The 12,317-nt window shown below is 44.4% G+C and carries 12 protein-coding genes and 1 other RNA gene; 7 read left to right on the forward strand and 6 right to left on the reverse strand.

The window, feature by feature from the left end; all coding sequences use genetic code 11:
* Window positions 1-132: 132 nt before the first annotated feature.
* From rnpB to rsmI, 3 genes are all read right to left on the reverse strand, one after another.
* An RNA gene (rnpB, locus tag O3A65_01340) (RNase P RNA component class A) lies at window positions 133-499 on the reverse strand.
* 51 nt (window positions 500-550) lie between these two features.
* Window positions 551-1,588 (reverse strand): dihydroorotase, encoded by a 1,038-nt coding sequence (gene pyrC, locus O3A65_01345; GenBank protein ID MDA1331105.1) that lies wholly within the window; start codon window positions 1,586-1,588, stop codon window positions 551-553.
* Between the two features lie 19 nt (window positions 1,589-1,607).
* A complete protein-coding gene (gene rsmI / locus O3A65_01350) occupies window positions 1,608-2,489 on the reverse strand; it encodes a 16S rRNA (cytidine(1402)-2'-O)-methyltransferase (GenBank protein MDA1331106.1) in 882 nt (293 codons plus the stop codon).
* Between the two features lie 158 nt (window positions 2,490-2,647).
* Between rsmI and O3A65_01355 the strand changes: the two genes are divergently transcribed.
* From O3A65_01355 to O3A65_01385, 7 genes are all read left to right on the forward strand, one after another.
* Window positions 2,648-3,238, forward strand: coding sequence for a phosphoheptose isomerase (locus tag O3A65_01355; protein ID MDA1331107.1), 591 nt, complete (start codon window positions 2,648-2,650; stop codon window positions 3,236-3,238).
* A gap of 1 nt (window position 3,239) precedes the next feature.
* A complete protein-coding gene (locus O3A65_01360; protein MDA1331108.1) occupies window positions 3,240-3,815 on the forward strand; it encodes a BON domain-containing protein in 576 nt (191 codons plus the stop codon).
* 146 nt (window positions 3,816-3,961) lie between these two features.
* The gene (gene rfaE2 / locus O3A65_01365; GenBank protein ID MDA1331109.1) at window positions 3,962-4,429 is read left to right on the forward strand and encodes a D-glycero-beta-D-manno-heptose 1-phosphate adenylyltransferase; all 468 of its coding nucleotides are present in this window, start codon (window positions 3,962-3,964) and stop codon (window positions 4,427-4,429) included.
* A 6-nt stretch (window positions 4,430-4,435) separates the two neighbouring features.
* Entirely contained in the window at window positions 4,436-6,343 is a 1,908-nt protein-coding gene (locus O3A65_01370) for an extracellular solute-binding protein (protein MDA1331110.1), read from the forward strand.
* Window positions 6,340-7,467 carry a microcin C ABC transporter permease YejB gene (yejB, locus tag O3A65_01375; GenBank protein ID MDA1331111.1) on the forward strand — a complete coding sequence of 376 codons (1,128 nt, stop codon included), beginning with the start codon at window positions 6,340-6,342 and terminating at the stop codon, window positions 7,465-7,467. The genes O3A65_01370 and yejB overlap by 4 nt, the downstream gene beginning before the upstream one ends.
* Before the next feature lie 21 nt (window positions 7,468-7,488).
* Complete coding sequence (locus O3A65_01380) at window positions 7,489-8,523, forward strand: ABC transporter permease (GenBank protein MDA1331112.1); 1,035 nt, start codon at window positions 7,489-7,491, stop codon at window positions 8,521-8,523.
* Window positions 8,524-8,549: 26 nt separating this feature from the next.
* A complete protein-coding gene (locus O3A65_01385; protein MDA1331113.1) occupies window positions 8,550-10,160 on the forward strand; it encodes an ABC transporter ATP-binding protein in 1,611 nt (536 codons plus the stop codon).
* 79 nt (window positions 10,161-10,239) lie between these two features.
* On the opposite strand, the gene O3A65_01390 is transcribed toward O3A65_01385, so the two are convergent.
* Genes O3A65_01390 through O3A65_01400 form a run of 3 tightly spaced genes read right to left on the reverse strand, consistent with a single transcriptional unit; the run spans window position 10,240 to window position 12,242 of the window.
* Complete coding sequence (locus O3A65_01390) at window positions 10,240-10,440, reverse strand: hypothetical protein (GenBank protein ID MDA1331114.1); 201 nt, start codon at window positions 10,438-10,440, stop codon at window positions 10,240-10,242.
* 51 nt (window positions 10,441-10,491) lie between these two features.
* Window positions 10,492-11,217: a type III pantothenate kinase gene (locus O3A65_01395; protein MDA1331115.1), complete on the reverse strand. Its 726-nt coding sequence runs from the start codon at window positions 11,215-11,217 to the stop codon at window positions 10,492-10,494.
* A 53-nt stretch (window positions 11,218-11,270) separates the two neighbouring features.
* Window positions 11,271-12,242 (reverse strand): biotin--[acetyl-CoA-carboxylase] ligase, encoded by a 972-nt coding sequence (locus O3A65_01400; GenBank protein MDA1331116.1) that lies wholly within the window; start codon window positions 12,240-12,242, stop codon window positions 11,271-11,273.
* Between the last annotated feature and the right edge of the window lie 75 nt (window positions 12,243-12,317).

Raw genomic sequence — 12,317 nt, forward strand, 5'->3', positions numbered from 1 at the left:
ACATTTTTCTACATTTACCCACATTATGACAAATAACGATCCGGGTCAAGTAAGTACCTCAATAAAAACGTACACTTAGGACGTGGGGAGACGTGTTTAGACGGCGTCCAATGAGGACGGCCTAAGAAAAAACTTGGAAGTCAGTCTATAAGCCGGGTTCTGTCTTTCGACGAAACGTCGAGAGGCAATCATTCATCTGGATCAAAAGTTACCCCTTGATTCTAGCGACCTACCCGAGGACGACGCGAGCCACGCCAAAGTCCCCCTATTTGGTCTTGCTCCGGGTGGGGTTTACACTGCCAACCTTGTTGCCAAGGTTGCGGTGAGCTCTTACCTCACCTTTTCACCCTTACCCCAAACCAGAGGTTCGAGGCGGTATACTTTCTGTTGCACTGTCCATCGCTTCACAACGTCCGGCTATTAACCGGCACCCCGCTCTTTGGAGCCCGGACTTTCCTCTACAAATCACAGACTATGCAGCGATTGCCCGACTAACTTCCAAGGACATCATAATAGAAAGATCAATATGTTAATAGGGCTTTTCGTTCAGCTAATCAGTTGAAATACTCCAATCAAGAGTTTCACCCGCGCGAAATGGAACAATGCTACCACCTGGGTAGCTATATTGCGGCAAAACCTCTTGCCTCTTACGTAGCAACCTAATCTGCCCAACATTTAGCGGCAATCCATAAAACTTTGCGCCGAAAGCTGACGTAAATTTTTCTAATTTGTCGATTGCACCCACCGAATCAAAAGCTGCCGCATATAATTCAAGGGCCGCATGCGCGGTGTATACCCCAGCACATCCACAAGCAGCCTCTTTCGTATGTTTTTCATGGGGCGCACTGTCCGTACCTAGAAAATATTTAGGGCTGCCGGAAACAGCTGCACGGATGAGCGCGAGTCGGTGTTCTTCCCTTTTCAAAATTGGCAAGCAGTAGTGATGCGGCCGAATTCCGCCAGAAAATAAGTCACTCCGATTGAGCAACAAATGATGCGCAGTAATCGTCGCCGCAACCTTATCAGAACAAGAGTCAACGAATTGTACCGAGTCAGCTGTAGTAATGTGTTCTAGAACAATCTTAAGCTCCGGGAATCTCTTGACCACGGTAGATAAAACGACATCAAGAAATACCTTTTCCCTATCGAATACGTCAACGTGCTTATCAGTGACTTCCCCATGAAGCAACAACGGCATACCGTGCTTCATCATTGCTTCAAGAACATCGTAACGGCCAGATAAGTCCGTCACTCCTGAATCAGAATTGGTGGTCGCACCCGCAGGATAGTACTTAACACCATGAATAATTCCCGACTCCTTCGCAACCAATACTTCAGAGGGCATGGTTCGGTCAGTCAAATAGAGCGTCATCAACGGATTAAAAGATCGACCAGCTGGGACCGCTGATAAAATCCGATCTCTGTACGCAGCAGCCATCGGGGTCGACACAATCGGAGGACTAAGATTTGGCATCACAATTGCTCGCCCAAACTGTGCTGACACATGGTCAACCGATAGGGGCAACAGATCTCCATCCCTTAAGTGAATATGCAAATCGTCCGGCTGACGAATGAGTAGTTCATCCATAACTAAATTCTAACTCTCCCTATTTGCTTGATCCATTTTTAATATCTAAGGCCATTTGATAAATCCTCTTTCGAGGAGTCTGAGTATATTTTGCAACAATATCGACAGTCTGTTTGAGAGGTAATGATTTCAGCAGGTCTGCCAATAGATCTTCAACCTCTGGTGAAACATTGTCCTGCCCGCTAATGCCTAAAGGCAGGAATAAAGTAATGACGAACTCCCCCTTTGACTGATAGATCCCAGATGACACCCAAATCACGGCATCACGCAGAGAAAGCGACACCGTTTCCTCATTAGCCTTAGTCAACTCACGACCAATAAAAACCCGCAGATCTTCACCAAAAACCGACACCATATCACTCAAGCATGCCTTGATGCGATGCGGAGTCTCAAATAAGACAACCGGCACATCATAGCTTATAAGACTCTTTAAAAATTGCTTTCTCTCTGCAGACTTTGCGGGCAAAAAACCTTTAAATAAGAACCCCTCCTGAGTTAAGCCACTGACGGACAATGCAGCTGTGAGTGCACTTACCCCCGGAATAGGTTCCACACGATATCCCGCATCACGCGCCTTAGCCACCACGATTGCTCCCGGATCGCAGATCCCCGGGGTTCCCGCATCAGTCACAAGGGCAACAGAATTACCGGCAAACAACAACTTGATAATCCCATCCGAAGAGGTAACTTCGTTATGCTCACGGTAGGAAATCAAACGACGCTGCAGATTTAACTTGGACAGCAATCTTTTGGTATTACGAGTATCCTCAGCAGCAACAATATCTACAGAGCTTAAAATTCTGACTGCTCGAGACGTGATATCACCCATATTTCCAATAGGCATACCCACAACGTACAGCGTGGAAGGTCGAGCCTCTTTATCAGATTGGTCGTTAATCATTGATTGTCCATAACGCAATAGAAACAAAACATAGTTTAAATATTGTTGAAGATACCCATATGCACAAAACCGCATTATCGCAATAAAAAATGCTTTGTCAGTTAAAATCTAGAAAGCCTATGAGTCACAACTTAAGAACGAAGGATAAATAAAACTAAATGAACCTCCACGCAAGAATCACATCACACTTCACAAGCAGCATCCAGACCAAAGAGAAATCGAAGTCTGTTCTGGTTGAATCGCTCGCGGCAGCAATCGAGTTAATATCCTCCGCCCTACAATCTAAAAATAAAATTATGGCCTGCGGAAATGGCGGTTCGGCGGCAGATGCGCAGCATTTTTCTGCCGAGCTGTTAAATCGATTTGAACGGGAACGCAAACCACTTGCAGCGATCGCTCTAACAACGGACACATCGACCATAACCTCAATTGGCAATGACTACCACTATAATCAGGTTTTCTCGAAACAGGTTATGGGATTAGGCCAACCTGGTGACGTGCTCCTTGCAATTTCTACCAGCGGCAACTCTGAGAACGTCATTGCGGCGATAAACGTCGCCCATGACTTAAACATCAAAGTAATTGCCTTAACAGGTAACGCTGGCGGAAAAATAGCTAAAATCTTGTCGCGAAATGACATAAACATTTGCGTACCAAGTGAGCAGACCGCGAGAATTCAGGAAGTACACCTGTTGTGTTTACACTGTTTATGTGATGGAATTGACTCAATTATCCTAGGAGACAAATAGAATGTATAGAGTAACGATCGCAATGGTTCTTGTAGTTTCTCTATCTGGCGCCCTTCATGGCTGCCTTGGACCCGCCATAATTTCTGCCGGAATCGGCGCCGCAATGATGGCAGAAGACCCTAGAACTGCTGGAACAATCGTAGATGATCGAATTATCGTCAGTAAACTCTCATCCAGAATCAGAGATAAATACACTAAGCAAGCAAAAGTACACATAACAGCTTATAACCATGTAGTGCTTTTGACAGGTCAAGTTGACTCAGAAGCCATCAAAGACGACCTTCAGCTCATGGTTCTGGAAACCTTGTCTGTTCGAGATTTCAAAGACCAAACTACGGTTGGTGAATTTAGTTCAGTTAAAGAGTCTGCCAAGGATGGTGCGATAAAAACGCAAGTGGTCGCCTTACTTACACGAAGTGCTGATGTACGAATTGTCCGAGTCAGTACGACGGTTGAGTCGGGAACCGTATACCTCATGGGCCTTGTAACGCGAGACGAAGGTGATACAGCAGCTCAGATTGCGTCGTCGATTAAAGGTGTTGTCAAAGTCGTCAAAATCTTTGAGTACGTTGACTAATCGTTAGACTGCACTGATTGTTACTCACAGATTATTTGTCAACGATCTGAGTAAATCGCTACTTAACCATGGGTCTCAGACAAAGCTTCTCTCGGAACTAAAACCAATTTCTGGGCACAAATTGAACCATGTGCAATGATAATGTCATGCGTGTAAAACTAGCAAACCTAAACGACCTAGAATCCAAATTAACAAGAGTTCCACGCCCCTACGTTTTTACTAATGGTGTGTTCGACATTCTCCACCACGGGCATGTTACGTATCTTGCCCAAGCAAGAGCGCTTGGAGCGTCACTCATTGTAGCCTTGAATTCCGACCAATCCGCAAAGAGGCTGGGCAAGGGGGATGATAGGCCGATCAATTCCATTGAAGATCGAATGGGCGTCATCGCCGCCTTAGAATGTGTTGATCTAGTCACGAGCTTTGAAGAGGATACCCCCTTAAACCTTATCAATATAATCACACCTGAGATTTTAGTTAAAGGAGGTGATTGGCCGATTAAATCGATTGTTGGGAGCACGGAGGTCGCGAGTTGGGGCGGAAAAACGTTTTCTATACCGTTCGAGTACCAAAACTCAACCAGTAAAATCATCGAACGCATCCGAAAAGGGTAGATCGAAATGGTTAGATCTATACTGATTTTGATATTACTGTGCTGCCCCCCCCTGCAGGCAGAAAACACACGAACTCATGGCATCGCCATGCATGGAAGCCCTAAATATTCAGCTGATTTTCCTCATTTTGAATATGTTAACCCTAATGCCCCGAAAGGTGGGCGACTTAACTTAGGCGCTGTAGGGACATTCGATAGCTTTAATCCCTATATTCCAAAGGGAAACGCAGGCGCTGGAGCCTCCATGGAAACCTTGATGACGACAAGTGCAGACGAGCCATTTAGCTCCTATGGTTTGATTGCGGAATACATTGAGGTTCCAGAAGATCGCAGTTGGGCACAATTTAAAATTCGATCAGAAGCCAAGTGGCACGACGGGCAACGAATAACGGTGGATGATGTCATATGGTCTCTCAATACGCTAAAAGAATTAGGCCACCCTTTCTATCGCTTCTACTATGGTGATGTGTCTTCAGCAATTAAGGTGTCTTCGGATACGGTAAGGTTTGAGTTTTCTGACAACACCAATCGCGAGCTCCCTCTCATCGTCGGACAAATGCCGATCCTACCCAAACACTATTGGGCAGATAAAGACTTTACGCTCACGACATTAGAGCCGCCTTTAGGTAGCGGCCCTTATCGAATATCAAATTTCGAACCAGGGCGGTTCATCACACTCCAGCGCGTAAAAGAATATTGGGGAGAAAAGATACCTGTCAATGTTGGTACTAATAACTTTGATGAAATACGGATTGATTATTATCGTGATGAAACCGTAATACGGGAGGCGCTCAAATCAGGAGAAATTGACTACCGCGAAGAAAATCAAGCAAAAGCATGGGCTCTTGACTACGACACGCCGGCAGTCGAACAAGGCCTTCTAAAGAAGATCAACTTGCGACACCATAACCCGACTGGAATGCAAGCTTTCGTTTATAACACCAGGCGTCCTATTTTTCAGGATGTAAAAGTTCGACAGGCTCTTTCGTACGCATTTGACTTTGAGTGGACCAACAAAAACCTATTCTTTAGTCAATATACGAGGACCAAAAGTTACTTTTCAAATTCAGATCTCGCCTCACGCGATTTGCCCAATGGGCGCGAACTTCAAATACTACAAAAATATAAAAACCTGATACCTACTGAAATCTTCTCAAAACCCTACAACGTTCCAGAAACGGATGGTTTAGGCTGGCCGCGAAACAACTTACAAATTGCTCAAAAACTGCTCTCCGATGCAAGATGGCAGGTAAAGGATATGGTTCTAACCAACAACGAAACTGATGATCCATTTACTTTTGAAATCTTGCTATACAGCGAAGGATTCGAACGAATCGTATTGCCATTCGTTCGCAACCTTAATAAGCTAGGCGTTGATGTTAAGGTAAGAAGAGTCGACCAGACTCAATACATTAACCGAGTGCGTAATTTTGACTACGACATGATTGTCGCGGGTTGGGGATCATCAGAGTCGCCAGGAAATGAACAATTCGACCAATGGTCCTCAAACTCTGTAGATTCACCAGCGGCGAGCAATTATGCAGGGGTGAAAGATCCCGTGGTCGATAAACTAATTAGTGGGCTTGTTCAAGCAAAATCTCGAGAAGATCTTATTGCACATACTAGGGCGCTCGATAGACTTTTATTATTTGGTCATTATGTAATTCCTCACTGGCACTTAACCTCGCAACGAATTCTATTCTGGAATAAATTTGGGTTACCCGAAGTCACTCCAAAAATAGGGACATCCACTACTCTATGGTGGTTCGATCGCCAAAAAGCCGATCAACTGGCCGCACAAAGTACCAGACAACATGATGGGACAAACTCTAGTTGGCTCACTTACGGCTTCGTTACTTTACTCGTAATACTCAGCGTTCTGGCGGTTAATCGCGTCAAACGAAACAGATCATGACCCCTTATATTTTTAGAAGATTACTCCTCATAATCCCAACACTGCTGGGGATTATGTTGACTAATTTTTTAGTCATACAGGCGGCCCCTGGTGGGCCCGTGGAACAAGCAATCGCTCAACTATCTGGCCACTCTAATGCGATCACCGAGAAGGTGACCAAAACAAGCAGTCAAGAGACCTTAAACAATGCAGCCTCTTCGAGTAAGGTTGGAAATAGCTCCTCAACCCCATATCGCGGTGCCCAAGGATTAGATCCAGAATTCATCAAAGAGCTTGAGGTTCGATTTGGCTTTGATAAACCACTTCATGAACGATTCTTAAAAATGATGTCCGACTATCTCGTATTTGACTTTGGTAAAAGCTTTTACCGAGATACAGATGTCGTCGATTTAGTCCTGCAAAAGCTGCCTGTCTCAATTTCCCTAGGGCTTTGGACAACACTCATCGTTTACCTCATCTCGATTCCACTTGGCATTCGAAAAGCAGTAGCAGACGGAAGCCAATTTGACATGATCACGAGCTTTGCGATTATTATCGGAACAGCGATCCCAAGTTTCTTATTCGCCGTGTTCATGATGGTTATTTTTGCCGGCGGGAGCTATCTAGACTGGTTTCCTTTAAGAGGCCTTCAATCCGAGGAGTTTTTAGGTACCGGGGTCTTTGAATGTGCAGTCAACTTCAGCTGTATGAAAGATTACATCTGGCATCTAGCACTCCCCATTATTTCTATGGTCATTGGTGGTTTTGCGGGACTCACAATGCTCACTAAAAATTCATTTATAGACCAAATTCATCAACAATACGTCATGACGGCACGAGCGAAGGGGTTAACAGAAAAACGTGTGCTCTATGGTCATGTTTTCAGAAACGCTATGTTGATCGTTATCGCCGGATTTCCGTCCGCATTAGTCAGCATTCTATTTACAGGATCACTACTTATCGAAATCATATTCTCCCTCGACGGGTTAGGGTTACTAGGCTTTGAAGCCGCATTTAGTCGGGACTACCCATTAATGTTTGGATCATTATTCTTTTTCTCCCTACTCGGTCTGGTCATGAATTTGATTGGGGATATCATGTACATGGTCATTGACCCTCGGATAGATTTCGAGGGTCAGTCTTAGCGACCCAAGAATACGAAAGACATGGCTATAACCAACCCTATAACGTTGAGACGGCTTCAAAACTTTCGGAAAAGTAGCCGAGGCTACGTGTCGTTTTGGATCTTTCTAATGCTCCTTATACTAACGCTACCTGCGGAATTCATTGCTAACGACAAGCCGATTGCAGTGTCCTATCAAGGAGAGATCTTTTTCCCTTTATTCAAACAATATAAGGAAACTGAATTTGGAGGGACGTTTGAAACAGAGGCAGATTACACAGACCCCCATATCATTAAAAAGATAGAAGCTGATGGGTGGATTATTAAACCCCTAATCCCCTTTAATCATCAGACCGTATCTTGGGATCTGCCCATGCCTGCGCCCTCAGCACCCGATGCGACACACCTTCTGGGGACTGATGACCAAGCTCGGGACGTACTTGCTCGGGTCATTTACGGCTTCCGGATATCCGTTATTTTCGGTTTCACATTAACACTTATCAGCGCCATTATTGGCGTCTTTGCGGGGGCACTTCAAGGCTATTTTGGGGGTTGGATTGATCTGGTCGGGCAACGCTTTATTGAAATCTGGTCTGGGATGCCCACGCTATACTTATTAATCATTTTGTCCAGTGTCATTGAGCCTAATTTTTGGTGGCTGCTCGGACTGCTTCTTCTATTTAGTTGGATGGGATTCGTTGGCGTAGTTAGGGCGGAATTCTTAAGAGCTAGAAATTTTGATTACGTCAGAGCCGCCAGAGCGCTTGGCCTAGGTGATTTTAAAATCATGCTCCGCCATGTCCTCCCTAATGCCTTAGTAGCAACGATGGCGTTCATGCCGTTTACTTTGGCTGGATCCGTCACGGTCTTAACCTCATTAGATTTTCTTGGTATCGGATTACCCGCGGGCTCAGCCTCTCTAGGTGAGCTCTTAGCTCAGGGTAAAGCAAACTTCCAGGCGCCATGGCTCGCCTTAACCGGATTCTTTGCGATCGCCATCATGCTTAGTCTTCTGATATTCATCGGTGAAGCAGTGCGAGATGCATTTGATCCGAGAAAACTATTTACCAGTAGGTAGCCATGGGAAAATAAATCCCCCTACTCATGACATCACCTCTACTCAGCATTAGCAATCTCGACGTTTCCTTTAATCAAGGAGATACGCACACTATCGCAGTAAAGAATGTTTCAATGGATGTCTATCGCGGAGAGACGGTCGCCCTTATTGGAGAGAGTGGATCTGGGAAGTCAGTCACCGCACTGTCGGCACTGCAACTGCTTCCCTATCCAACCGCACAACATTCGCAAAGTAGTTCAATTCGATTTGATAACCTTGAACTCGTTCAAGCATCCGAGAAAACGCTCAGATCCATTAGAGGCAACAGAATATCAATGATATTTCAAGAGCCAATGACATCTCTAAATCCCTTGCACACCGTTGAGAAGCAAATTGGCGAAGTCTTTCTCCTTCATGAAAGGCTAAACAAACGCCAAGCCAGAGCGAGAGTAATTGAGCTACTTGAGTTAGTCAAAATACCCAACCCGAGCGAAAGGCTAGAGTCCTACCCGCATCAATTGTCAGGCGGGCAAAGACAACGTGTAATGATTGCAATGGCGCTAGCAAATAAACCAGATCTTTTAATTGCGGATGAACCCACTACCGCCGTGGATGTCACGGTACAAGCGCAACTTCTCGAACTACTACAATCATTACAAAAAAAACTCGGCATGGCGATACTTCTAATTACCCATGACTTAAGGGTAGTCTCAAAAATGGCAAGTCGCGTATATGTCATGAAACAGGGAGAAATCGTAGAAGCTGGAACAGTTGATGCTACATTTTCGAACCCGCAACATGATTACACCAGAATGCTAATCAACTCAAAGCCATCTGGTCATCCTGAACCTATCTCTCACTCTGCGGATGAAGTAGTCCACGTCGACAACCTCCGCGTTTGGTTTCCAATCAAACGTGGGCTCTTCCGTAAACCTGTTGGCTACATCAAAGCAGTAGATGACATTAACTTTTCGATAAAAAAAGGGGAGACACTAGGGCTCGTCGGAGAAAGCGGGTCGGGGAAAAGCTCTCTAGGAATGGCTTGTTTGAGATTAATTGATAGCATTGGAAACATTAATATTGCTAATCAAAAAATCGACCAACTTACCCAAAGAGCGCTAAAGCCATATCGTAAAAATGTACAAATAGTGTTCCAAGATCCCTTCGGAAGTCTCAGCCCTAGAATGACGATCGGTCAAATTATTTCGGAAGGCCTGGTACTGCATAGGGTTGCACAAACTCCAGACATACTTGATCGAATGATCAAAACTGCGCTCGAAGAAGTAGGATTATCTGCAGAAATGCGGTATCGGTACCCGCACGAATTTTCTGGTGGTCAACGACAACGAATATCGATAGCCAGAGCGATCTCACTCAAACCAAAATTTATTGTGCTAGACGAACCAACTTCTGCGCTGGATCTATCAATACAAGCTCAAATCATTGCATTACTCCGTGACTTACAGAAGAAGTATGCCATCTCTTATTTATTCATCAGTCATGACTTAAACGTTGTCAAAGCAATATCGCATCGAGTCATGGTCATGCAAGCAGGCAAGATAGTGGAAGAAGGTTCGGTCGAGACAATCTTTGAGCGACCAACCCAAAATTATACAAAAACTTTGCTAGCCGCTTCGTTAGAGCTTTCCTCAAAGTAACGGGAACACATCCCAATACAACAAAGTATTCCTACAGTCGGGCCCTTCATATTCTCTTTAAATTAGCTATTTAAGCGCTTTAAATCGCACTATCACTTTCTTCAGAACTTAAAACCTCCTTAGAATCGAGTTCTATGCCCTTAATAATTTTTATGCGCTCCGGATAAACTTCACTTTGCTCTGGAATTGGATCAATTTCCGATAGAGTTCTGAAATAAAACAGATAACCCGCCATCAGCAGATTCAGCACAATCAAAAAATAGCCTAGCTTCCTAGCCACGTTGAGTTATTTTCCCGCGTTTAAACCACTTTAAAATCATCATTAGTCCCCCTATAGACTCAGCGCTATTTTTACGAGACCCAAAAAAATCAAATCTTCTCTCTTTATAAATGACCTTACAAAACCATCTTTAAACTTAAAAGCGGCCCCACCAGACAATACAATTTGCACATTGCCGTATCCCGCAACTTCCATATCATCACAGAAAGACTCTACTGCTTTACAGGTTGCCTTAATAGCACCGGAAGTGATCGCATCTCGAGTAGAAACGGGGAATATGCTTAGCTCTCCCTCAGCTTCGGCTAGTTTATCCGTGCTTGAACTAAGAGATCGATGAATCAAATCATAACCAGGAATAATCAGCCCCCCTAGAAAAACACCCGCGCTGGTTAAGCCATGTATCGTCGTAGCTGTACCTGCGCATACCGCAACAACATTACCTAAATTTAATGATTTGGCACCTATAACTGCTGCCCAACGGTCGGGGCCCAAATGATGAGGGATCGAGTAGGAATTCTTAACGCCACATTGCTCCTTATTCGCTTCCACCCAATAGGGCTGGACGTTCCAGACGGAAATGGTAGACTCTACAACCGACGCCACCCTAGATCCTGCTACGTTCGAAATCACGATTTTCGTAGGTACAGAAAGATCTGACCAATATAAGGATAATTTATCTATTGCTGCGAGAGGGCACTGGCCTTGAACTACCCATCCGTCTCCTGCAGTCGTTGCCCACTTTACTTGCGTGTTACCAATATCAACAACTAATATCATTGTCAGCGCTACAACCTCTTAACTTAATCTTTATGGACTATAACCGATGAGGGCTATACGTTAAATCGAATTACACCAGAAATAAACCGTCTCACTTTCCCAGCAACTTTCAAAATTAAAGCCCCCTCAGCATCAACATCTAAAATATCACCATCAAGTTGCTGCCCATCTGGTAGAACAAAAGATATCCTTTGATTGTGGTATGCGTGCAATTGGCACCACTCTTGACGAAAAAAATCAAAACCATCGGTAAAATACTGCTCTAGCATCCCATCCAGCTCCAAAATAAGATTCCCAAGAAGTACATTCCGATCAATACGAAAACCCAAATCATATAAATCTGTAACGGGTTGATCAATCTCATTCATAAGTATTTTTGGAATACAAATATTAATACCAATGCCGATTACTATATGGTACTGCCCACCCACCAAGACGGACTCAGTTAATACACCAGCTAATTTCTTACCATGACACAAAACATCATTTGGCCATTTTAGTCGGCAGTCAATATTGGCAATAGTGTTTAAGGAACGAACGATAGCCAAACCGACCACCAACGGTACGGTCGAAATGCCCTTCTGAGTATCCTCAGAGGAAATACTACGTAAAATTGAAAATGTTAGAGATCCTCCGGGAATTGACAGCCACGATCTACCTTTCGTGCCACGCCCTGCGGTTTGAGTTTCCGCAATTTGAATCAATCTGTCCTGCGCGGAGCCGGATCGAATCACATTCAATAAGTCATCATTAGTGGAGCCCGTCTCCGAAACCACGTTAAGAACAAACCGATCAGGAAAAACCCCAAGCCTCGCGCGAATCTTGTCGACACATAACAACTCTGACACCTGATTGAATCCAACCATATCATTGTTAAATCGCTCAATAAAAATAGAGCCCTCGTTGATTCGGTCAATTTCAACCTCAAGCGACTCCGAGCTAATTCCGAGTCGCTGGGCCAAAGACTTTATAGAAAAGTGGCCTGTCAATGAGAGAATAGACATAATTTCCGCAGACAAACTCATAGGGCTTCAAACATTAAATATCAATAGTTAGAAACGTCTTTCCTGTCGTAGAACATAAAGCTAACGAAATTATCA

The organism is Pseudomonadota bacterium (assembly GCA_027624715.1).
In the GTDB taxonomy this organism is placed as follows: domain Bacteria; phylum Pseudomonadota; class Gammaproteobacteria; order Burkholderiales; family Eutrophovitaceae; genus Eutrophovita.

Bases quoted from the DNA above. Each gene is read 5' to 3' on its own strand.
- pyrC (MDA1331105.1), bottom strand. From the start codon at position 1,588: ATGGATGAACTACTCATTCGTCAGCCGGACGATTTGCATATTCACTTA.
- rsmI (MDA1331106.1), bottom strand. From the start codon at position 2,489: ATGATTAACGACCAATCTGATAAAGAGGCTCGACCTTCCACGCTGTAC.
- O3A65_01355 (MDA1331107.1), top strand. From the start codon at position 2,648: ATGAACCTCCACGCAAGAATCACATCACACTTCACAAGCAGCATCCAG.
- O3A65_01360 (MDA1331108.1), top strand. From the start codon at position 3,240: ATGTATAGAGTAACGATCGCAATGGTTCTTGTAGTTTCTCTATCTGGC.
- rfaE2 (MDA1331109.1), top strand. From the start codon at position 3,962: ATGCGTGTAAAACTAGCAAACCTAAACGACCTAGAATCCAAATTAACA.
- O3A65_01370 (MDA1331110.1), top strand. From the start codon at position 4,436: ATGGTTAGATCTATACTGATTTTGATATTACTGTGCTGCCCCCCCCTG.
- yejB (MDA1331111.1), top strand. From the start codon at position 6,340: ATGACCCCTTATATTTTTAGAAGATTACTCCTCATAATCCCAACACTG.
- O3A65_01380 (MDA1331112.1), top strand. From the start codon at position 7,489: ATGGCTATAACCAACCCTATAACGTTGAGACGGCTTCAAAACTTTCGG.
- O3A65_01385 (MDA1331113.1), top strand. From the start codon at position 8,550: ATGACATCACCTCTACTCAGCATTAGCAATCTCGACGTTTCCTTTAAT.
- O3A65_01395 (MDA1331115.1), bottom strand. From the start codon at position 11,217: ATGATATTAGTTGTTGATATTGGTAACACGCAAGTAAAGTGGGCAACG.
- O3A65_01400 (MDA1331116.1), bottom strand. From the start codon at position 12,242: ATGAGTTTGTCTGCGGAAATTATGTCTATTCTCTCATTGACAGGCCAC.